This is a genomic window from Streptomyces mayteni, from assembly GCF_054783955.1.
Window position 1 is genome coordinate 1 of record NZ_BAAGPR010000016.1, and the last position, 21,080, is coordinate 21,080.

Annotated in this window: 15 protein-coding genes; 11 read left to right on the top strand and 4 right to left on the bottom strand. The window is 70.4% G+C overall.

Annotated elements, in window-relative coordinates; translation table 11 throughout:
* Nucleotides 1-577 precede the first annotated feature (577 nt).
* From ACYVPE_RS10220 to ACYVPE_RS10255, 8 genes are all read left to right on the top strand, one after another.
* Nucleotides 578-709, top strand: a complete 132-nt coding sequence (locus ACYVPE_RS10220) for a hypothetical protein (RefSeq protein WP_461033151.1) — start codon at nucleotides 578-580, stop codon at nucleotides 707-709.
* Between the two features lie 30 nt (nucleotides 710-739).
* Nucleotides 740-3,232: a helicase associated domain-containing protein gene (locus tag ACYVPE_RS10225; RefSeq protein WP_461033152.1), complete on the top strand. Its 2,493-nt coding sequence runs from the start codon at nucleotides 740-742 to the stop codon at nucleotides 3,230-3,232.
* 92 nt (nucleotides 3,233-3,324) lie between these two features.
* Complete coding sequence (locus ACYVPE_RS10230) at nucleotides 3,325-4,680, top strand: DNA-binding protein (RefSeq protein ID WP_461033153.1); 1,356 nt, start codon at nucleotides 3,325-3,327, stop codon at nucleotides 4,678-4,680.
* Nucleotides 4,681-4,824: 144 nt separating this feature from the next.
* Complete coding sequence (locus ACYVPE_RS10235) at nucleotides 4,825-5,931, top strand: TnsA-like heteromeric transposase endonuclease subunit (RefSeq protein ID WP_461033154.1); 1,107 nt, start codon at nucleotides 4,825-4,827, stop codon at nucleotides 5,929-5,931.
* Nucleotides 5,928-8,186, top strand: a complete 2,259-nt coding sequence (locus ACYVPE_RS10240) for a Mu transposase C-terminal domain-containing protein (protein ID WP_461033155.1) — start codon at nucleotides 5,928-5,930, stop codon at nucleotides 8,184-8,186. The genes ACYVPE_RS10235 and ACYVPE_RS10240 overlap by 4 nt, the downstream gene beginning before the upstream one ends.
* A gap of 155 nt (nucleotides 8,187-8,341) precedes the next feature.
* On the top strand, nucleotides 8,342-9,313 hold the full coding sequence (locus ACYVPE_RS10245; protein WP_461033156.1) for a TniB family NTP-binding protein: 972 nt from the start codon (nucleotides 8,342-8,344) through the stop codon (nucleotides 9,311-9,313).
* Nucleotides 9,314-9,625: 312 nt separating this feature from the next.
* A complete protein-coding gene (locus tag ACYVPE_RS10250) occupies nucleotides 9,626-10,768 on the top strand; it encodes a WD40 repeat domain-containing protein (protein WP_461033157.1) in 1,143 nt (380 codons plus the stop codon).
* The gene (locus tag ACYVPE_RS10255; RefSeq protein ID WP_461033158.1) at nucleotides 10,765-11,484 is read left to right on the top strand and encodes a WD40 repeat domain-containing protein; all 720 of its coding nucleotides are present in this window, start codon (nucleotides 10,765-10,767) and stop codon (nucleotides 11,482-11,484) included. Before ACYVPE_RS10250 ends, ACYVPE_RS10255 begins: the two co-directional genes overlap by 4 nt.
* Before the next feature lie 88 nt (nucleotides 11,485-11,572).
* Here ACYVPE_RS10255 and ACYVPE_RS10260 read toward each other — a convergent pair whose 3' ends face one another.
* Nucleotides 11,573-12,496, bottom strand: a complete 924-nt coding sequence (locus ACYVPE_RS10260) for an NmrA family NAD(P)-binding protein (RefSeq protein ID WP_461033159.1) — start codon at nucleotides 12,494-12,496, stop codon at nucleotides 11,573-11,575.
* 104 nt (nucleotides 12,497-12,600) lie between these two features.
* On the opposite strand from ACYVPE_RS10260, the gene ACYVPE_RS10265 reads away from it, so the two are divergent.
* Nucleotides 12,601-13,164, top strand: coding sequence for a TetR/AcrR family transcriptional regulator (locus tag ACYVPE_RS10265; RefSeq protein WP_461033160.1), 564 nt, complete (start codon nucleotides 12,601-12,603; stop codon nucleotides 13,162-13,164).
* A gap of 185 nt (nucleotides 13,165-13,349) precedes the next feature.
* On the opposite strand, the gene ACYVPE_RS10270 is transcribed toward ACYVPE_RS10265, so the two are convergent.
* Nucleotides 13,350-14,300 carry an NADP-dependent oxidoreductase gene (locus ACYVPE_RS10270; RefSeq protein WP_461033161.1) on the bottom strand — a complete coding sequence of 317 codons (951 nt, stop codon included), beginning with the start codon at nucleotides 14,298-14,300 and terminating at the stop codon, nucleotides 13,350-13,352.
* A gap of 84 nt (nucleotides 14,301-14,384) precedes the next feature.
* On the opposite strand from ACYVPE_RS10270, the gene ACYVPE_RS10275 reads away from it, so the two are divergent.
* A complete protein-coding gene (locus ACYVPE_RS10275; RefSeq protein WP_461033162.1) occupies nucleotides 14,385-14,957 on the top strand; it encodes a TetR/AcrR family transcriptional regulator in 573 nt (190 codons plus the stop codon).
* A gap of 351 nt (nucleotides 14,958-15,308) precedes the next feature.
* On the opposite strand, the gene ACYVPE_RS10280 is transcribed toward ACYVPE_RS10275, so the two are convergent.
* Complete coding sequence (locus ACYVPE_RS10280; protein WP_461033163.1) at nucleotides 15,309-15,602, bottom strand: hypothetical protein; 294 nt, start codon at nucleotides 15,600-15,602, stop codon at nucleotides 15,309-15,311.
* Between the two features lie 29 nt (nucleotides 15,603-15,631).
* Nucleotides 15,632-20,176: a DUF6531 domain-containing protein gene (locus ACYVPE_RS10285; protein WP_461033164.1), complete on the bottom strand. Its 4,545-nt coding sequence runs from the start codon at nucleotides 20,174-20,176 to the stop codon at nucleotides 15,632-15,634.
* A gap of 364 nt (nucleotides 20,177-20,540) precedes the next feature.
* Between ACYVPE_RS10285 and ACYVPE_RS10290 the strand changes: the two genes are divergently transcribed.
* Nucleotides 20,541-20,891, top strand: a complete 351-nt coding sequence (locus tag ACYVPE_RS10290; RefSeq protein WP_461033165.1) for a hypothetical protein — start codon at nucleotides 20,541-20,543, stop codon at nucleotides 20,889-20,891.
* The last annotated feature ends 189 nt before the right edge of the window (nucleotides 20,892-21,080 follow it).

The following is a 21,080-nucleotide window of genomic DNA, read 5'->3' on the forward strand; positions in this document are numbered from 1 at the left end:
CCCCGCGGAGCGGGTACAAGCGCGCTGCGCGCGCTTGCAGGACCGTCCGCTTCGCGGACGGAGCCCCGCGCTTCGCGCGGGGCAACGGATTCCCGCTTCGCGGAAATCCCGAGACGCAGTCGGATTCACGCTTCGCGCGAATCCCGCCTCCGCTCCGCTCCGGCGGAAAACGCACCTGGGGAGTGAGGGGGTGGCTGCATCGCGGGATGATGCAGCCTGTGTAAGTACAGGAATCCCAGGCAGGGCCCGAGTTGAGGGCTGATGGACCGCCCGGGAGGGTCGGGGTGCGAACGGGCCCTGTGTCATCGTATCGTTCGGGTGGATTCCGCACGTCGAGAGGTTGACGACGGGGGCGAGACCCTCAGGGTGACCGCCCCTCTCTGGACGTCAAGCGCAGCCAGAATCCGGCGCGCTGACGGGACGTCAAGGCGCTCGCGTGACGTGCATCACACTGCATCCAACTCGGCATGCCGCGCGATGCATCTGTGTAGACTCAGGGATACAGACAGCCTCCCCCGAGAGGGGAGGAAACGCCGCCCCTCGTCAGTTGGGGTCGGAAAACGCAGAGGAGCCCATCATGGCCGACGTGAGCTTTTACGGACACGGGTATTGCGGAGACTGTGACGAAACCTGGGAATTCGAGCCGGTGCCCGATGGGACGATCCTCGAATCGGATCACGAATGCGCCGTCGAGAATGCGGACGCCTAGGAATTGCTTTCTCTGCCGGGGAGAGAAGAAGTGGCGAAGCAGTCTTTCACATTCCAGGATCTCCATGGTTATCAAATTGAGGCGGTAGAGGCCGGGGCGCGGGCGTTGGATATTCCGCCGGGGATGCGGATTCCGGCGGCGGGGTTGCGGGCGACGGTGGTGATGCCGTGCGGTTCGGGAAAGACGATGGTGGCCGCTTTCACGGCCCGGCGGGTGGCCAAGAATGGTCGGGTGTTGATCCTGGTGCCGACGCTGGATTTGCTGACTCAGACGGTCGGCGCTTGGCAGTCGGCCGGCCACACGGGGCCGTCGGTCGCGGTGTGCTCGAGCGACGACCCGGTGTTGTGGGGGCGCGGGGTGCGGGCGACCACGAGCGCCCCTCAGTTGGCGCTGTGGCACGGAGAGGGGCCCGTGACCGTCTATGCGACGTACTCGTCGTTGCCGGTCCTGGTGGAGGCGTTCGAGGGCTCCTACGGCCTCCCGATGGAGCCGTTCGACCTGGTGGTGGTCGACGAGGCGCACCGCACCTCCGGGTCGATGGGGAAGGCGTGGGCTGATGCCCACGACAACGGCCTGCTGCCGGCGCTGCGGCGGCTGTACCTGACGGCGACGCCGCGGATCTGGCACGAGCGGCCACCTATCGATCCGCTGCGTGATCCGCTGCCGGAGGAGATGGCGGCGAGCATGGATGACGAGGCCGTCTTCGGGCCGGTCGTCTACCGCATGACGCTCGCGAGCGGTGTGGCCCGGGGAATCCTGGCGCGGTATCAGATCATCGTGGTCGAGCTGGTCGACCCCCAGCTGCCGCCCGACAAGCTCTACGGGCCGGAGAAGCGCGAGGAGAAGATCCGCGGCCTGAGGCTCGGAGCCTTGCAGGCGGCGATGCTGAAGACAGCCCGCGAGCACGACCTGAAGACGATGATCACCTTCCACCACCGCACCGTCGAATGCGAAGCCTTCGCCACCGGGTTGCCGGCGGTCGGCAAGAAGCTTCACCAGGCGGAGCCGGAGCGGTACCCGCCGAAGGTGTGGGCCGGCTGGTTGAAGGCGGAGCACGAGGCCGACCACCGCCGCCAGGTCCTCGGGGACTTCGGTACTCGGGCCGGGCTGGCGATCCTGTCGAATTGTCGAATTCTCGGGGAAGGCGTCGATATTCGCGCGGTGGACTCGGTTGCTCTTCTGGATCCGAAGGGATCGCCGGTCGATATCGTCCAAGCCATCGGCCGCGCCCTGCGGCAGAAGCTCGGTGAGGGCAAGCTCGCTTCGCTTATCGTCCCGGTGTTCCTCGCGCCCGGTGAGCAGCCCGATGACATGTTCTCTTCCGCCTCGTACAAGCCGCTGGTGAAGGTGCTCGAAGGGCTGCGTGCTCACGATGAGCAGGCTATCGAGTTGCTGGCTATTCCGCAGACAAACACGAACTCTATGTCGCCGACGGCCGACATCGGCCTGCCGCCGGAGGATGGTGAGGAAGAGGGTCGGCTCTTGCTCCGGTTCTCCTCGAAGCGGGATCCGGCGGCGGTCGCGGAATGGATCGCCTACAACGTCATCGACACCGAACGGCAGGACTGGGGCCGCGGGTTGGAGTCCCTGCGCGCCTACCGGAAGCGGGAGAAGAACGCCCGGGTGCCGTTCTCCCACCGGGAGGGAGCGCTCCCGCTCGGGCAGTGGGTCGCCGACCAGCGGAAGGTCTTCCAGGCCGGCCAGATGAACGGCGGCCGCGCCCGGCGCCTCGAGGCGCTCGGCATGGTCTGGGACGAACGCGAGCTCGCGTGGGAGGAGACCCTCGACGTCCTACGCGCCTACCACGACGAGTACGGGACGCTGGCAGCCCCGAGGTCGGCGACCATCCTGGACCGGCCCGTCGGGATGCTCCTGGCCAACCTCCGGCGGCCCGGCGGCCTCGGCAAGGACACGGCCCGGGCGAAGCAGCGCAGCGAGCAGCTAGCGGCGATCGACGAGCACTGGAACCCCGCCTGGCCCGTGGAGTGGCAGAGGAACTATGCCGGAGTTCAGCAGTGCGTCGACGGCGGCGCCGACCCCGACGACATCCTCCCCGGCGTCACGGTGGCCGGCGCCGACATCGGCACCTGGCTCCGGCGACAGCGGCACGGCTGGAAGCACCTCTCGCAGGCGCAGCGCGGGCTGTTGGGGGATCTGGGCATTGGCCCGCTCCACACGGCCCCCGAGACCGCTCAGGAGGCCGTGGAGGGCGCGCAGGAGCCGGCTGGGCCGGAGGCCGGCGGTACTGCGGTGCCGGCCGCGAGGAAGCCGTCCGGCGGCCGGAGCGGGTCCTTCGAGCGCGGTCTCGCGGCCGCCCGCCAATACCTCGCCCGGGAGGGCCACCTGAAGGTTCCCCGCGGCCACATCGAGCACCTGGTCCTCGAGGACGCCGTCGGCGGCGGGGACCAGGAGCCGGGCGAGACCGTCGCCGTGCGCCTCGGGGTATGGCGCAGCAACATGCGTTCCAGGCGGGATGCACTGCCGGTCGAGCAGCAGACCGCGCTGGACGAGATCGGGTTGTAGGGAGGGGAAAGGTGAGTGGGCCTCATGGGGCTTGCCGCGGTGGCGGCCAAGGATGTGCTGGCGTCTTTCGCGTTGGTCCCGTTGCCGATGAGATGACGGCGTCGCTGATCTCCCGCTTGGCAGGCAGGTACGGGCTGGAGGAGAAGGCGGTGCTGTCCTGGTGGCAGTGGGGCGCCCCTCGGCCTCGGCACGAGAGTGGGGCGGTGCGGGCGGACGCCGAGGTGCTGCTGAACGCGGCCGGGCGGCGGCTGTTGGTGCAGCTGTGTGGGGTCGAGGAGGTGGTGTTGGCGCGGGCGTTGCCGTCCTGGGGGCGGGATGAGTCCGCGTTCGCCGACCAGGATGACGGTCCGCGGGCGGTGTGGCGGGTCGGGGGCACGGTGGTCGGTCCGGTCGTGTTCGGGTGTCGGCTGTGTGCGGCGCGGCGTACCGGGGTGGCGGTGCGGGTTGTGCGGTACGCGCAGCGGTGGGAGCGGCTGTGCGGGCGGCATGGCAGGTGGGGGTTGGACGCGGACGCCGACCACGGCTTGGAGCACCTGGATGTGCGGAGTGTGCCGGAGGTGGTCGCGGCGCGGCGGCGGTGGGTGGGTGTGACGCGGCGCGCCACTCGGGCTGGTGTGGGGCCGGAGCGGGTGTTCGGGTTGGCGTATGCGGTGGTGTGCCGGTGGTGGGAGCAGGCTCTGGAGTGGGAGCCCGAGCGGATTTGGCCCGCCCGGCTGCACGCGGTGGCCGGTGGAGACGCCACCGCAGGGGGGAGGTTTTGGTGGTGGCGGGTGGTGGCTCGGGACGCGGTGATCTTCCCCGAGGTGGGGGCTGTCGCCGATGCGCTGCTGGACCCGGAGATGAGCGAGAGGGTGTGGCGGGATAGTGGGGCGGGGCGGCCGCGGCCGCTGCTGACGGACGGGGCATTCGGCCGGGCGTTGGGTGAGCGGGTGGGGCGGCCGTGGTTGGGGCCGCTGGGCGCCATCGACTATGGCGGGCCGCTGATCGCTTGGATGGGCTCGGTGATCCGGCGGCGCCGTGGTGTCGCCGGTGTGCCTGGTTTCGCGGATGATCCGTGGTGGGTGAAGCGGGAGCACCGTCCTGTGGCTATGGCTACCCAGTTGCGGAGTCTGGCTAAGGAGAAGAAGCAGCCGGGCTCGGGAACGCGGTGGCGCTCGGCGGTGCCCGCCGAGCAGCGTGCTCTGATCACCAGTCTGATTGAGGATGCTCAGGAGCAGTTGATCCAGCTGCGGGGTGTGCAGACCGGGGCCACCGTCGATGTCGCTCGCCGGCTGTTGGGGAACCTCGGGCATGCCTCCGGTCTGCTCGAGGGAGCTGTGCGTCAGACCGCGTCGGCCGCCCTCGCGGCGGGGATGCCGCTGGAGGAGGTGGCCAGGTTGGCCGGCCTGTCCGCCGAAGTCCTCGCCGGGATGCTGGCGGTCGATAACGAGCAGCGGGCCGGAGGGTAAGCGTGAGGGGATGGTGTGGGGCGCACCTGGCGGGCGGCCGTAGGTGGCCTGTGTGGCGTGCGGCCGTTGTGGTGGGGCCGCTGGTGTGGGTGAAAAGTCGCGGGACTCGCCTGCCGCAGGCCGGTGTTGCTCTTGAATGCGCGCATGGACGACACGAGGGCGGCGGTCGAATCCGGCGAGGAGCCGGAAGAGGCAGAGGCTGATGTGAGGGTGGGGTTCGAGGCGGTCTTCCGTGACCCTCTTGGGCAGGTGGTGCAGCAGCGGTGGGTGGACGCGGCCTTGACCGTGGCGTTCGAGGAGTCGGAGCCGGTCTCGGCGTTCCCGGTGATCCCGGGGCGGCGGTGGGGGCCGGGCCGGTGGTGGTCGGCCACCACCGGGCGGCACGTGCACGCTGGGTCCAGCGCGATGCGGGCCCAGCTGATGGTCCTGGACCGTGACCCGGGCGTGGTCGGCATGGCTGGGCGGCCCGTGCGGCTGCTGTGGCGGGATGTGCGGGGGCGGGTGCGTTCCTGGGTCCCCCAGCTCTTCGCCCGCTATGCCGACGGCACCGCGCTGGTCGCCGACTGCCCCAGCCATCCGGAAGCGGGCGGCGGGCGCGCCCGGGCGGCCGCGCCGGTGATGCGGGCGGCGTGTGCGCAGGTGGGTTTCACCTACCGGCGGCTGGAGCCGCTGGATGGGGTGCTGGCGGCGAACTTGAAGTGGCTGGCTGGCTACCGTCACCCCCGCAACCACGGCCACCTCGAACTCGCCGATGTCGTCCGGGAAGCGTTCGCCCGGCCCCGGCCGTTGATCGAGGGCGTCGAAGCGGTCGGCGACCCGATGCAGGTCCTCCCCTGCGTCTTCCACGCGCTGTGGCGAGGCCACCTGTACACCCCGCTTCAGACACCGCTACACGAACGCGTCCTGGTCGGGCCCGCCCCGACTTCCCGTCGCGGGAAGGTCATGGATCGCGCCGCGCGGAGCACGTCGGCCACAGCACCAGTCACAGCGCCTGCAGCCGAGCCGGCCACCAGCACCCGGCGTGTCCGCACAGATAGCGCCCGCGGAAGTACCCCCGACGCCTGGACTCGTGACGCTTCGGGTCCTGGCGCGAGGAGAGGTCGCCGCGATGATGCGCGACAAGACGCCATCCTCGGCAGCCGCGGCCACGTGAGCCGGGACCAGGACGGCGGCCTCACCAGCGCCGTAGAGATAGACGACGTCGATGCGCCCTGGGATCGGGCCGGCGAGCAGCGCGGGGGCCGGGAGTGAGCGCCGCGGGCGGCAGGGGGCGGCGGCTGGTGGTGGCGATCGGGGCGCAGGTGCGTTTCCGTGGCCGGCGGTGGCAGGTCATCGGCCTGGCCGGCCAGCAGGTCCACCTCGCGGCCGACGGCAATGACAAGAGCGGCGAGGCCGGCAGCGAGGGGGCGGTGAGTGACGAGGTGGTGCTCGCCGGGCACCTGTTTGCCGACCCCGACTTCCAGGTCGTGGGCGCCGAGGCGACGCAGGCGGTACCACGGTCAGGGTTGTTCGCCACCGCCCCGAAGCCGGCACGGGAGAAGGCGCTGGCCTGGCTGCGGCACATCCGCGAGGTCGAAACCGGCCTCCCCGACGGCCCGGATGGTGATGGAATGCCGCGGCCCGAATACGACCCGCAGCGGTGGACCCTGGCACAGCGTGAGCAGGCCAAGGCCGAAGAGTTGACGGCGCTGGGCTTTGGGCGGGTATCTCGGGCGACGGTGCAGCGGATGCGGCTGGCCTACCGTCGTCAGGGGCTGTGGGGGCTGGTCGATCACCGCTCCACCCGCGCCTACAGCCCTACCGGGCGGGCGGATGAGCGGGTGGTCGCCGCTATCAAGGAGGTGCTGCGGCGGCAGCGTGGCCGTTCCAAGGGCACCATCAGCGCCCTGCTGCCGAAGGTCACACGGCTGTTGGAGGAGCGCCACGGCGCTGGGGTCGTCGCGCCGCCGTCTCAGGCCAGCTTCTACCGGCTCGTCCACCAGCTCGCCGCACCCACAGACTTGCCCGGCCGGCCTGTGGGGACCCCGCCGCTGTCCCTGGAGGGGCGGGCGTTCACGCCGACCGTGGCGTTGCGGCCCGGGGAGCAGGTGCAGATCGACACCACCCGCCTGGACGTGCTGGCGCTGTTCGAGGACGGCACCGTCGGCCGGCCCGAGTTGACCATCGCCATCGACGTCGCCACCCGGGCGATCCTGGCCGCCGTGCTGTGCCCGGCCGGCACTCGGTCGGTCGACGCGGCGCTGCTGCTGGCGGAGATGACCGTCCCCCACCCGGCCCGGCCGACATGGCCCGACGCGCTGCGCTTCGCCCACAGCAGCCATCTGCCCCAGCGGCTGCGGTTGATGTCGCTGGACGAACGGCTTCAGGGCGCGGCCGCCCGGCCCGTGGCGGTCCCGGAGACGATCGTCGTCGACCGCGGGCGGGTGTTCCTCTCCCAGGCGTTCACCGCCGCCTGCGAGACCCTCGGGATCAGCGTGCAGCTCACCCCACCCTTCGCCCCGACCGCCAAAGGCATCGTGGAACGCGCCTTCGGCACGATCAACGCCGGCTTCTGCCAGCACCTGCCCGGCTACACCGGCCCGGACGTCACCCAACGCGGACCGGCCGCCGAAGGTGAGGCCTGTTTGAGCGTGGCCCAGCTCCAGGACCTCCTGGATGAGTGGCTGGTGCACTACCACCACCGCCCCCACGAAGGCCTCCGGCACCCGCGTCTGCCGAAGGTGGCGCTGTCCCCCAACCAGATGTGGGCCGCCCTGGTCGCCATCGCCGGTCATGTTCCGGTCCCTCTCACCGGCACCGACTACCTCGAGCTGCTGCCGGTGCGCTGGCAGGCCATCACCCCCAGCGGGATCCGCATCAACCACCGCACCTACGACCACGACCTGCTGGCGCCCTACCGGGGACAGACCTCCGGCATCGCGGCCCGGAACGGGAAATGGGAAGTCCACTACAACCCCCACGACGCACGCCAGATCTGGATCCGCCTCCCCGACCAGGGGCTGGTCGAGCTCCCCTGGATCCACCGCGACCACACCCACTGGCCCTTCGACGAACGCACCTGGCAACACATCCGCGCCACCACCATCCGCCACCCCGACCGCAACCAACACGAAGCTGACCTCGCCGACGCCCTCGACCACCTCATGCGCCGCGCCCACACCGGCAACGGCACCCGCACCGAACGCGCCATCCTCGCCCGCACCGCACCCGTCAAGGCACTCCCCACCACACCGCCTCGCTCCCCACTCGATCACGAGAAGCCACCCGCCAGCGAGCTCGCCAACCCACAGGACACCGCCGCGACAGAAGACCACGTCGGCACACGGGAGGAGGCCGGCGCCCCAGACGCGGTCGGCGGTGTGGAGGACGCGGACAGCCTCGACGACCTCGACCACGGCCACGAAGGACCAGAGGAGGACACCGACGGCCACCACGCCGACTCCCCCACACGCCCCTACACCGGCCTGGGCCTCTACGACCCGCGAACCGAGGCACTCACGTGGTGAACCCCAACCCAGTAGCTCCCCGCGGTGCCGGCCTCCACGGCAGTACGGCGCCGGCCGTCGACAACAGCCCCCGCCCTACGGCCCGAGCCGACCAACACACCACCACAGCGGCAACCGTGGCGGCCGGCGTGGGTGCGGCGGCGCAGCCCTGGCCAGTGACCACCTGGCAAGGCTGGTGCCACTTCGCCACCACCCCCCCCCCCACCCCACCCACACCCGACGCCCCACCCCGCACCCTCAAGGAACGCCTCGCCTACCACTCCGCGTTCGTCACCGTCCGCACCCCCGCCATCAACACCCTGGCCACCACCGTACGGACCCTGATGATCCTCGGCCGCCACCAGACGATCACCGCCCGCCCCTCACTGATCGTCACCGGACCCGCCGCCTCCGGGAAAACCACCGCGCTGATGACCGTCGGACGCACCTGCCACCTCGCCCACACCCACCGCGCCACCCCCGGCGACACCAGCGTGCCCGTCGCCTACGTCCTCGTGCCGCCCGGCGCCACCGCCAAGACCCTCACCACCGAGTTCGCCCGCTACCTCGGCATCCCCACCACCCCCCGCATGACCACCGCTCAGATCCTCGAAGCGGTCTGCCACACCTACACCGCCGCCGGCGTCCGCCTCGTCCTGATCGACGAGATCCACCGCCTCAACCCCCGCACCACCACCGGCGCCGAAGCCGCCGACCTCCTCAAAGACCTCACCGAACGTATCCCCGCCACGTTCGTCTACGCCGGCATCGACGTCGAAACCACCCCACTCTTCAGCGGAGTCCGCGGCGCGCAACTCGCCGCACGCGCCTCCCTCATCGCCTGCGGCCCCCTCCCCGCCCGCCACCGTGACCGCTATCCCTTCACCGACCTGGTCGCCGACCTCGAAGGAGCCCTCGACCTCACCCGACACAAACCCGGCGCCCTGGTCCGCCTCGCCACCTACCTCCACCAGCGCACCGCCGGCCGAATCGGGTCCCTCGCCCGCCTCATCCGCCAAGCCGCTATCACCGCCATCTGCGATGGCACCGAAAAAATCACCCGCACCACCCTCGACAGCGTTCGTCTCGACCACCACGCCGAACAACACCACCGCCCCACCACCGCCCCGCCAAGAGGCCCTCGCTGACGCCCAGCAAGCCCCTGACCAGTACAAACACCAACCAAGCCATTACACGCAACCGAAACCCACAACACACCCCACCCCCTCTCACTCCAACGACAAAACCCACAGGCCACACCCCACCCAACCCGCCGACCCCACCCCAAAACCCATTCTCAACCAACCCCCAACACCCCAACCCACACCCCCAACCCCACCCCAACTACCACCCCCCCAAAGCGTCAGCAGGTCTTCCTCGAGGCCAGCCGCCTCGCGAGGGATCAAGAGCGGCGTGTGGCCGCTCGTGCCAGCCGGCGGCTGCGTGCCCTGGTCGGCGCAGTGTCCCTGCTCGTGATCCTCTCGCTCATCGCGACGGTGGTGGCCGTCCGGCAACAGCGAATCGCCACTGCCGCAGAGGCGGCCCGCTCACGCCAACTCGCCACCCAATCCGCAGCGCTCCTGACCTCCGACCCCGATCTCGCCGCGCTCCTAGCGATCGAGGCATACCGCACCAGCCCCACCACCGAAGCCACTACCAGCCTCTACGCAGCGGCGGCCTTACCCCTGCGTCACCGCCTCGTCGGCCACACCGGATCGGTCTACGGCGTGGCCTTCAGCCCCGACGGCAGCATCCTCACCACCTCCTCCGGCCACGATCACGCCCTGCGCCGATGGGACACCGCCACAGGCCGACTCATCGAGACGATCGAAGGGGCAGGCGAGAGTTCCTTCGGGAACCCCGTTTACAGTCCGGACGGCCGTCTGTTCACGACCCTGGAGATCGAAACTGGCGAAGTCACGATTCGGGACGCCGTCACCGGTGAAGCGGTGTCCACGCTCAGTGACCCGTTTTGGGAGGCTGGTCCTTCGGTGTTCAGCGTCGACGGCAGCGTGCTTGCCACCACCCGCGGCAGATATGTCAGCCCCCCTGGCACAGCTACCGTGCGCTTGTACGACACCGCTACAGGGCAACAGGTGCCCTCGTCTACTGCTCTTGTTGAGGAACGAGACGGCGTTGCGTTGAGTGGCGACCTGTATGCCAGCGTTGGTTTCGACAGAAGCGTGCGGATACAGGGGACGGCGACCGGTCACACCGTCGCCACCGTGCCCCATGACGGTGAAGAGGCGTCGCTCCTGGCCTTCTCGCCAGACGGACAGGTACTGGCCACGGCCAGCCTCGACGGCATCGTTCACATCCGGGATGCTGATACCGGCCGCAGCCTGGTCACCTTCAATGCCCCGGGGCGTTTGGCGAACGCCATCGCCTTCAACGCCGACGGCACCACGCTCGCCACCGCAGGCCTCGACGGTGGGATCGTCCTGTGGGACGTGGGCACCGGGCGCAGCCTGGTCACCTTCAACGGCCACACAGGAACAGTATTCAGCCTGAGATTCAGCCCGGATGGTGCGACCCTCGCCTCGGCCGGTGAGGATGGCACCGCGCGATTGTGGAACGTGCCCCCGGGCCGCGGCTCACGTTGAGCGGCTACACCGACGTCCCGAACGAGGCGGAGTTCAGCCCCGATGGCAGTGTCCTGGTCACGGCTGGCGGAGACGAACGGCTATGGGATGCCGCCACTGGGCGCGACCTGGGCCCGCTCATCGGTCACACGGATGACACAGACGGCGTAACCTTCAGTCCCGACGGCGCTCTCTTCGCGACCGGCGGCGGAGATGGGACAGTGCGGCTGCGGAACGTGTCTTCCGGAGAACTCCTGACCGCCCTCACTGGACATATCGGCGCGATCTCAGGGATCGTGTTCGGTCCCGACGGCACCACCCTTGCGACTGGTGATGACGAGGCACTCCGCTTGTGGGATGTCGCCGCTGGCCGCCTTCAGGTCACATTGCCAACTGCCAGCCGAATACTCGACGTGGCATTCAGCCCCGACGGCAGCACCCTCGCGGCGGTCGGCGAAGACCGGCAGATACGCCTTTGGGACACCGCCACCGGCCAGGTACGAACCACCCTCACCGGCCACACCAACACCGTACGCACCATGAGATTCAGCCCCGACGGCACCATGCTCGCCACCTTCGACGCGGACGGCACCATACGACACTGGAACGTGACGTTACCGACCCCGACCGAAGCCGCCCGCACCATCTGCCAGGCCCTCAACCGCGACCTCACAGCAGAAGAACGAACGCAATACCTCCCATATCAGCCAGACCACCCCGGTATGCCCTCCCGATGAGTGAAGCGTGTAGCCAGCACGGGGCGGTTCCCGGGCCGCGGCATCGGGGCCGAGATCGGGCACCCGCGCTGGCGTCATACCTCCCTGCTCAGGCGGCGGTCCGCAGGTGTTCGTGCGCCCACTCTTCGAAGCTGGTCAGGTCGATGCCCAGCGCGCGAGCGAACTGTGGCCGAGCCGGCTGGCCGACCACCTCCATGAACTCGTGCGTGGCGCCCATGTCTCCCATGCCGGCGGCGCGGGCCTGTTCCTCGGTCATGTCCGGGGCCGTCAGCGAGACGCCCAGGGCGCGGGAGAGGATCTCGGCGATTTCGCTCATGGTCAGGTAATCGCTGGCGAGCTCCAGTTCCACTCGGTGGAACTCGGCGGGGGCGGACAGGGCGGCTGCCGCGGCTCGGCCCACGTCTTTGGCGGCTACGAGTGCCAGGTGTGTGCTCGGTTTCACGACGGTGACCAGACCCTCTTCGACGCCGCGGGGGAAGTAGAACCGCATGGCCGGCTCGAAGTTCTCCATGAAGAACGACGGCTTGAGCAACGTCCAGTATGGAAAGTCGAGTTCGCGCAGCCGGTCCTGGATCGCGGCCTTCGTGCCGAGCGGGGCTTCCATCACCGCCCACCGTCCTTCGGCCCAGCCCGGAGCCTCGAGGTGCTGTCCCACGCCGCTGGTGGAGGACTGGACGAACTGCTCCACACCGGCGGCCCGCGCAGTCGTCATGAGGTTGTCCGCCTGCCTGACCTCGCCGGCGAAGTCGAAACCCTGCTCGGTGTATGCGGGCATCTGCACGGAGAAGACGGCCCGCACGCCGTCCATGGCCGCTTCAAGGGTCGCGGGGTCGGTGAGATCGCCCACGAACAGGCTGGCGCCGAGTTCTTCGACGGCCCGTGCACGGGGCGTGCTCGGGTCGCGCACCAGGGCGCGCACCGGTGTTCCGCGTGCGAGCAGGGCGCGGGCGGTCGCGCCGCCTTGGCGGCCAGTGGCGCCGGCGACGAGAACCGGTGTTGCGGCAGTGGTCATGAGTGCATCTCCTCAGCGGTCGCGCACACCACAAACGGCGGGGCCCACCGTTTCGGCTCGCTACAATACGGCGGGGGCCGCCACTTATCAATTTCGGGGAGATCATGACCGGCCAGCGCTCGGACGCCCGCCGCAACTACACGCACATCCTCGCCGTGGCCGAGGCCGAGGTGGCGGCCCAAGGAGCCCAGGCGTCCCTGGAGCAGATCGCCCGCATCGCAGGCGTCGGATCAGCCACCGTGCGACGTCACTTCCCCACGCGCAAAGCCCTGCTCGAAGCCGTCTTCAAACAGCGCGTCCGCACCCTGTGCGATCGCGCTCATACACTCTGCGGCGAGCACGACAGCCGCTCCGCGCTGGTGGAATGGCTGCGCGAGCTGCTCGCCTACTCGCTCGCCGCACGTGGTCTGGCAGACGTCCTCTCCTACCAGCCCCTCCAGGACGAGGCCACCCAGGAATCCTGTGCGGCAGCCATCGGTGCGGCCGGCGCCTCGCTGCTGCGCAAGGCCATTGACGACCGAGCCGTCCGGGCGGACATCACCATCGACGACCTGCTCATACTGATCGTCGGAATCGCCCTGGCCACCGAGAACTACACCGACCCGGCGATGCAGGCGGACCGCGCCTTCCAGCTCGCCGTCGCAGGCTTCGGCACCAACAACACCTGAGCACTCACACCCGGCCGGCACGGCCCTGGCTCAGTAGGTGTCCGAGAAACCTGGCGGTGAGGTCTGGGCTCGGCGCCCAAGGCCGCTGAAGGCGCACGGCCCCGGGGATCGGCCCGCAGGGCTCAGGCGGGGCTGGCCTCGCCTCCTCGTCGAGGTAGTCGCGCCTTACGAGGCTGCCAGGGTGATCACAGGACGAGCATGAGCTTGCCGCCGGGTCGGCGGGACTGGCTGAGTTCGGCCGCTTCCTGGATCTGGTCGAGCGTGTAGGTGCGGGCGACCGGTACGACCAAGATGCCTTCGCCGGCGAGCCGGGCGAACTCGTCCATCTGGCCATAGCGGATCTCGGTGGTGATCCGGACCCCCAACTCGGCCGCGGCGGCGAAGTCCGAGACGGTGAGGACACGGTCGGGATCCCCGGTCAGCTCGATCAAGGTCGGTAGCGAGCCGCCAGCCGGGCTGGGCTGGTCGGCGCGGTCGATCCGGCCCCCGGTCGGCGCCGCGTCCAGGGCGCGGTCGACGCGGCCTCCGGCCAGTGCGCTGACGCGTTCGGCCATGCCCTCACCGTAGGCGGCCACCCGGGCACCGATCTCTTCCAGGGTGGCGGCCCGAGTCGGGCCGGCGGTGGCGATCACCCGGATACCCCGGTGCAGCGCGAAGCGCACCGCCGCCTCACCCACGGTGGTACCCGCGCCGTGGACGAGCAGCAGCTCACCCGGCTGGACGCCGAGGTCGTCGAGCGCGCGCCACGCCGTCTCGGCCGCCATCGGCAGCGCGGCGGCCTGCTCGGCGGTGACGCCCTCGGGGATGTGTGCCCAGGCCGGCATCAGCGCGTACTCGGCGGCGCCAGCCGTCGGGCCGTGGAAGGTGGCCGGGCCGAACACGCGGTCGCCGATCTGGACGCCGTCGACGCCCTCACCGAGCGCGTCGACGGTGCCCGCGACCTCGAAGCCGAGCCCGCGCGGCAGCGGCGGCAGCTGGTCAGCGAGGAGACCGTCGACGACGTGCCAGTCGGCCGGCGTCAGACCGCACGCCCGCACGGCGATCCGAATCTGACCGGGACCCGGTTCCGGCTGTGGGACGTCGCGGAGCACGATCACGTCCGGGGAACCGAACCGGTCGAACTGCAGAGCCTTCATGACGATCTCCTGACTGATGACAGCATCTGTTGTCGTCGACCGTATCAGCCGATAACAGCTTCTGTTGTCGGTAGCCTGGTGGGTATGCCGAGATGGGAATCCGACGCACAGGGCCGGCTCGAGCGCGCGGCGCTCGAGCTGTTCGAGACGCAGGGCTTCGAACGCACCTCGGTCGCGCAGATCGCGGGCGCCGCCGGTCTGAAGGAGCGCTCCTTCTACCGCTACTTCCCCGACAAGCGGGAAGTCCTCTTCACCGGTGACGAGCTCAAGGCCCACCTCGTCGCCCAGGTCGAGGCGACCGACCCGGGCCTCACACCGATCGAGGCGCTGCTGACCGCGCTGAAAACCGCCGAGGAGACCTTTCGCCCGCGCGAGTTCCTGCTGCGCCGCGTCAGAGTGATCGCCGCCAACCCGGCACTGGCTGAGCGCGATCTGATCAAACTCGCCGACATCGCCGACGCGCTGGCGCGGGCGCTCGAGCGCCGCGGCGTCGAGCCCGGCAAGGCACGCTTCATCATCGACGTGGTGCTGGCGATCCACCAGCGCGCCACGTCCCGCTGGCTGACCGACCCGGACGCCTCCCTCTCCCAGCTCATCACCCAGGCCACCGACGAACTGCGCGAGGCGGTCACGCTGCCGGCTCCGACGGCCCGCTGAGTAGGCCCAGGACTCCCGACGCGCGGCCCGAAAGCCCGTACCCGCAAGGTGCAGCGAGGGGCCACGGGGACGAAGTACACGGCACTCCGCTGCGGCACCCCGCCGCCAGCGCGGGGGCCTACACGGCGCCGGCCGCTTCCCGAACTCGCCCCGGACTTCCCGCTCGCGCTCCATGCCAACATGGCCGCCGCGGGGTCCCCATCCTGGGCGTGGTCACCGAGACCACCGGCGGCCTCCGGACGCGGACGGAACGCAGGGCCGGTACGCGATACCGAAGAGCCGCGGCCGCGCCGTCTCCAGGTTCCCCGGTGTCCCGCTCGCCGTCGCTGGCCCCGGGTGCCCTGGTGGGGGTCAGCGGTCGGGTAGCGTCCAGGACGGCGATCGCGGGTCGGGCGCCGGCCGCACGGTCCAGGTGGATCGGTCCGCGCCCTCGTCCCAGTAGGGGACGTCGCCGTAGTACAGGCCGTACGCCCAGTGTTCGGGCAGCTCGTGGCAGATGATGTCGGGGTACGGGGCGAACTCCTGGTTCCTGAATGCCTCGTTGACCCGGGCCACGGCCTCCGCGTAGCCGATGGCGAACTTCTCGACCATGAAGTCGGCGATCTCGCGGAAGTACTCCCGCATCTCCGGATCTTCGGTCGCCATGAGGAACTCCGACACGGGTGGCCTCCGGGTTACGGCAGGAGCGAGCGGTTGAAGAGATCGGCCACCTCGGGCGAGAAGATGGCGATCTGGTGGCCGCCGAAAACGGGGTCCGCGCCGCGTCTGAGGAAGGGGCCGACGTTCATCAGCATGGGGCCCTCGACCAGGTCGTAGTCGTGCATCACGCCGCCGTTCCTGTGGTGCCGGATGAAGTCGGCCAGCTCGGAGCTCGGGCCGTCGAAAAGGCGCCGGTTGAAGCTGGTCAGCTCATTCTCGGGCATGCGGAAGTGCAGCACCTCCGCGACATCGCCGTTGCGGCCGGCCAGACGATTGGCCCACTGGCGTGCCTGGGCCAGGTCGTTGGTCACGTAGAAGCCGCCGCGCCCGAAGTCCATGGCCCGCAGGCTGTGCGTCAGGTTGATCCCCGTCGTGCGGATACTCCGGGCCGCCGCCCCGAACGTGCCGTGGAAGAGGGCGAGTTGGCAGCCGAGAAGGCCGAGGGGATCGGCCCAGACGTGCGGGTTGTGTGGGTAGGCGCGGGGGTTGGGGCCGGGGCCGAGACCCAGCGGGTCGGGGGTGAGGTAGCGGCCGGTCTCCGGATCGTAGTAGCGGTGGAAGTTCTGGTGAAGGCCGGTCTCCGGGTCGTGGTACTGGCCGGGGAAGCGCAGGGGAATGTCGGGTGCCCCGAGTGGCACGGCCGAGGCCCTGCCCCACAGCGTGACGCCCGGCTCCCACACGATCGCGCCGGTGTCGTCGACCAGGTGTGTCGGAGCGCCGACAAGGTCGGTGACGATGACGAGGAACCGCCGGTCGTACTCGGCCTGATCGGGGTCGCCCTCCGTCGCTCGGCTCTCGATCTGGAGGACGGGATGGTGGCCGCGGTACTCCCAGGTGACGCTCGAGGTGGTCCGCCGGTCGGCGTCGACGTCCAGCCGCTCGATCAGGCTCGTCCCGGACCAGACGAACTCGCTGCGTTCGGCGACGCTCCCGTCCGGGGCCAGGCGGCTCTTGGCGACGCGCCGGCCCAGTGGGTCGTAGCGGTACTCCCAGCGGGTTCCGTCGGGTGTGGTGACGGCGGTGAGCCGGTCTTCGGCGTCCCAGTCGTACCGCCATGTGGCGGGCTTCTTCGACAGCCCGGGTCCATGCCTGAGGACGAGGCGTCCGGCGGCGTCGTACTCGTACCGGGTCCGGCCGGCGCGGACGATTCTGGTGCCCTCGTACTCCCGCTCGCCGGTGGCGCCGGCGCCGCCCGCCTCGGCGGGCCAGTGGGCGTCGGTCTGGTTGCCCGCCGCGTCGTAGGAGTAGGACTCCTCCCACCCCGGGGCGCTCAGGGATGTGACGCGCCCGACTTCGTCGAGCTGGATCTCGGTGTGGCCGGTGGCGGAGTCGGTGATCCCGTTCGGGTGGCCGTCCGCGCGGTAGGCGTAGGACCGGTGGCGCGGCTCGCGGAGGTCGTGCCGGATGGTCCGCTCGGCCAAGCCGCCGCCGGGGCGCCACCGGGACGCGACCCGGAGCCCGGGGCCGACGCCGCGCTCGACTTCGCGTCCGAGGGCGTCTTCGACGAAGTCCACCGCGCGGCCCGCGCTCAGCAGCCGCGCCGATCGGCCGTCGTCGGCGTAGGACCACCGGCTGGTCACGCCGCTCGGCGTGTGGCGCCGGGTGACCCTGCCTCGTGGGTCGTACGCGTAGGCGAGGGTGCGCCCGTCGCGGATCTCGGCGAGGACCCGGCCATGGGCGTCACGCTCGTAGCGGACCTCGGTGTGGTCGTTGGCGGCCCGGACGAGTCGCCCGGCCGTGTCGTACGCGAAGTCGCTGTGCGCGCCGTCGCTGTCCTTGGCCACGATCCGGCCCACCCGGTCCCGCCGGTAGGCGACGTGCTGCCCCAGCGCGTTGGTGCGGCCGATCAACCGGTTCGCCGCGTCGTAGGCGTAGGTCAGGGTGTGGCCGTCGAAGTCGCGCTCGTCGACGAGGTTCCCCGCGGCGTCGTACGCGTAGTGCCAGGTCGCGCCCGTCGAGTCGGTGACGACCCGCAGTCGGCACTCGGTGTCCCAGCTGTAACCGAGGCGAAGACCGAGCGTGTTGGTCCTGGCCGTCAGCAGGTCGAACGCGCCGTACTCGTACGTCACCGTCCCGCCCGTGGGGTCGGTGTACCGCAGGCAGTTGCCCTCGCCGTCCCAGTCCCAGGTCTCCTCGGCGCCGTCCGCGCTCCGGTGGCGGGCAGGCTTGCCTTCGGGCGTCCAGGCCGTTTCGTCGACGCCGCCTTCGGGGTCGGTCACCTGGGTGACGCGGCCGAAGTGGTCATACCGGTAGTGGGTGACGCCGCCTTCGGGTTCCCGGATGGTGACGGGTAGCCCCCGGGAGTCGCACTCGATGGTGATGGTGTGGCCCTCGGGGTCGCTGACGGAGGCTGGGCCGCCCCGCTCGTCGTAGCCGTAGCGGGTGACGTGGCCCAGTGGGTCGGTCTCCGCGGTGCGGCTGCCCTGCTGGTCGTACTCCCACCGCCAGGTGCGGCCGTCCGCCTCGGTCACGGCCAGGGGCAGGCCTGACGCGTCGCGTTCCACGGTCAGCGGCGAGCCGTCGGGGCGGATGGCGACGGTCGTGCCGCTGTGCGTGTCGTACTCGTGGCGGGTGGTGTTGCCGAGCGGGTCGGTGACGGTCAGCGGCCGGTCGTAGCGGTCGAACGTCCGGTGCGTGGTGTGGCCCAACGGATCGGTTTCGGCGACCAGTTGGTAGCAGTCGTCGAACTGGTAGGCCGTCGTGTGGCCGCGGGAGTCCGTGAACAGCGTGCGCTGGTTCTCCGTGTCGTAGACGATCCGGCTGTCGAGGACGCCGTCGGGGCCCTCGGTGGCGACGCAGCGCCCCTCTGGGCCGTAGGCGTAGCGGTACCAGCTGTCGTTCCGGTCCCGCCAGCCGGTGATCCGCCCCAGCTCGTCGTTGCTGAGCCGCTGGGGGGCGCCCGAGGAGTCGCGGATCGCGGAGAGCCGTCCGGCGTCGTCGTACTCGTAGCGCCGGAGCACCGGTTGGTCGGGGTCGCTCGCCAGGCGCAGTTCTGTCACGCGGTGTGCGGCGGTCGCGATCCCGACGCGGTAGCCGCCGTCGTGCGCGAGGGCGGTGGGGTCGCCATGCGCGTCGTACTCGACGCGCACCCGGTTGGCGTGACGGTCGCTGATCTCGGTGAGGGGCAGTTCCGTGCCGGGGTGCCCGGCGACGGGCCCGAAGGACAGCGTGAGACCTGTCTCGCGTTGACAGACCGTGAGCGTCGATCCGGGCTCGCCGGACCATGACAGCTCCCAGCGGGGGCCTTCGACCGGTAGGACAGGCTCCTCGGGTATGGGGCGGGGGTAGTGGAGGGTCATCCCGTCCTCAGTGTGGAGGCGCACCCCGTCGTCGGCGAGCACCAGTCGCTGGTCGAGCGTGCTGCTCCAGGAGGGGCCGAAGAGCCGTCCCGTGGTGACGGACGTGCGGTGGTGGCGGGAGAGGACGAGGGGCAGTACGCCGGGGAGTTCGACATCCGTGGCGGACATGACCATGTCGCCGGTGGCCATGTCGACCGGGTCCGAGCGGCAGAACAGGGCGGACATGATCCGGCCGCTGCCGCGGAATCCCTGGGCGAGGCCGCGCACGCCGGCGGTCAGGCCGTGCAGTCCGGTGCTGGCCAGGGAGCGGATGCCGCGGGCGAGGCCGCCGAGCGTGGTGAGGCCGCGCATGCCGGGGATGCAGTCGAGTGCGGCGAAGGCGACGTCCCACAGGGATGCTTCGCCGTTGGCGAATTTGATGAGGGTGTCGGCGAGGACGACGACGGCCGCGGCGAGGACGACCCAGGCGATCGGTCCGCCGATGATGAGTGCGATGACGCCGAGGACGGCGACGACGACCTTGCAGATGGCGACGATGGTGTCCCAGGCGTCCTGGAACCAGCGGACGACGTTCTCCCACCAGCTGCGGTTGTGGATGCCGGCGTCGGAGGCGGCGTCGATCTCGTCGGCGCAGGCGCGGGCGGCTTCCTCGCGCATCTCCTGTGCCTGTTGGGCGAGTGCCCGCGCGGCGGCGAGGCGTTCCTCGGCCTCGTCGACGCGGCCTTGGGCGGAGGCGGCGGCCTGGTCGGCGGCGGTGCGGTCGCGGGTGGCGGCGCGGACATCGGCCTCGGAGGGTGGCTCGACGCTCTCGCGTTCGCCCGCCTCCTGTAGCCGTTCCGCCTCGTCGCCGGCGCGGGTGACCCAGTCCTGGGCGTCGGTGAGCGCGGACTGGGCCGAGGAGAGGTCGGCCTGGGCGGCGAGGGCACGGTCCAGGGCCCGGTCGGCCATGCCCTGCGCGGTCTCCAGCTTCGGCCAGTACGTCTGTAGTGCCTGCGCGGCCATGTCGTAGGAGGTCTGGAGTTTCTCGAGGTTGGGCGGCACCCCGTCGAACTCGGAACGGAAACGGTCGGCCGACAGGCCCGCCCAGTCGAGGACGGCCCGGTCCTCCGCCATGCCACGGATGCGGCCCAACGCGTCGCCGACGTCATCCGCGAACGTCTGTAACCCCTCGGCGAGTTCCCTGACGTCGTCTGGACTCCCAGGTGTGGGATCGGAATCCATGTCGACAGGACTCCAGTCGGACGGTCGCGCCATGCTCTGCCCCCCGGGCCGCCTCAAGATCATGACTCTGACGGTTCGTCAGACAACGGTAGGCTCGGCCGCCCGCCCCGGCAATGGCGCCTCCAGCGGGCAGCGACGCGGGCGCCGATCCGCCGTGTGGCCGGCAGGGCCCGGGCCACTCCTTGTCGGTTGTTCGGAGCGGCCGATTCCGATCGGCCGGGCACCCGAACGCCCTTGCCGCTGTGCGGAAGCGCTGCGACCATCCCGTCAAGCGCCATGCGGCGGCCGGGGCATCGGAGAGACTCCGGCCGGGCCCCACCCGTCGAATCTGCTCCGTGGTCGAATCCTCGGGAGTGCGATCCCCATGCCGCGCTCGAAACTGCGTTCCCTGCTGCTCGGTACAGGCACCGCGATCGTCATGACGGGCACGGCTCTGGCACCCGCCACGGCGGCCGGAACATCCCCGTCGGGTGATGTGTTCGCCGCCGCGGGCTACTGGTCCTGCACGATTCCGGCCGGCTACACGTACACCCAGGTCCAGAGCACCCTCTCGTGTTCCAGCACCGGTTTCAGTCCTCAGTACTACGTGGTGCTGCCTTCGGACGGCCTGTGGGCCTGCACCATCCCCGCGGGATACACCTTCACCGCCACGCAGAGCACGATGTCTTACTCCACCACCGGTTTCGCCACCAGTTACCGCCTCAAGGCGCTCTGAGCAGGCACCCGCGGGTAGGCGTTCTCCGGCCCGGACAGCATCGTCGCGGGCCGGGGAACGCCGTGCTCCGTCCGACGCGCGTGGCGCCCGCCAGGTGCGCGGGACGGCAGCGGTGTCGACGGGACATCAGGCGCGGTGGTGTGGGCGAAGCGTCGCGTTTCGGTGGCAGACCATGTCAGGCATGGAGGC

What these genes read in the sequence shown, in the direction of transcription:
- ACYVPE_RS10220 (WP_461033151.1), top strand. Translation starts at nt 578, where the DNA reads ATGGCCGACGTGAGCTTTTACGGACACGGGTATTGCGGAGACTGTGAC.
- ACYVPE_RS10230 (WP_461033153.1), top strand. Translation starts at nt 3,325, where the DNA reads ATGACGGCGTCGCTGATCTCCCGCTTGGCAGGCAGGTACGGGCTGGAG.
- ACYVPE_RS10235 (WP_461033154.1), top strand. Translation starts at nt 4,825, where the DNA reads ATGGACGACACGAGGGCGGCGGTCGAATCCGGCGAGGAGCCGGAAGAG.
- ACYVPE_RS10260 (WP_461033159.1), bottom strand. Translation starts at nt 12,496, where the DNA reads ATGACCACTGCCGCAACACCGGTTCTCGTCGCCGGCGCCACTGGCCGC.
- ACYVPE_RS10265 (WP_461033160.1), top strand. Translation starts at nt 12,601, where the DNA reads ATGACCGGCCAGCGCTCGGACGCCCGCCGCAACTACACGCACATCCTC.
- ACYVPE_RS10270 (WP_461033161.1), bottom strand. Translation starts at nt 14,300, where the DNA reads ATGAAGGCTCTGCAGTTCGACCGGTTCGGTTCCCCGGACGTGATCGTG.
- ACYVPE_RS10275 (WP_461033162.1), top strand. Translation starts at nt 14,385, where the DNA reads ATGCCGAGATGGGAATCCGACGCACAGGGCCGGCTCGAGCGCGCGGCG.
- ACYVPE_RS10280 (WP_461033163.1), bottom strand. Translation starts at nt 15,602, where the DNA reads ATGGCGACCGAAGATCCGGAGATGCGGGAGTACTTCCGCGAGATCGCC.
- ACYVPE_RS10285 (WP_461033164.1), bottom strand. Translation starts at nt 20,176, where the DNA reads ATGGATTCCGATCCCACACCTGGGAGTCCAGACGACGTCAGGGAACTC.
- ACYVPE_RS10290 (WP_461033165.1), top strand. Translation starts at nt 20,541, where the DNA reads ATGCCGCGCTCGAAACTGCGTTCCCTGCTGCTCGGTACAGGCACCGCG.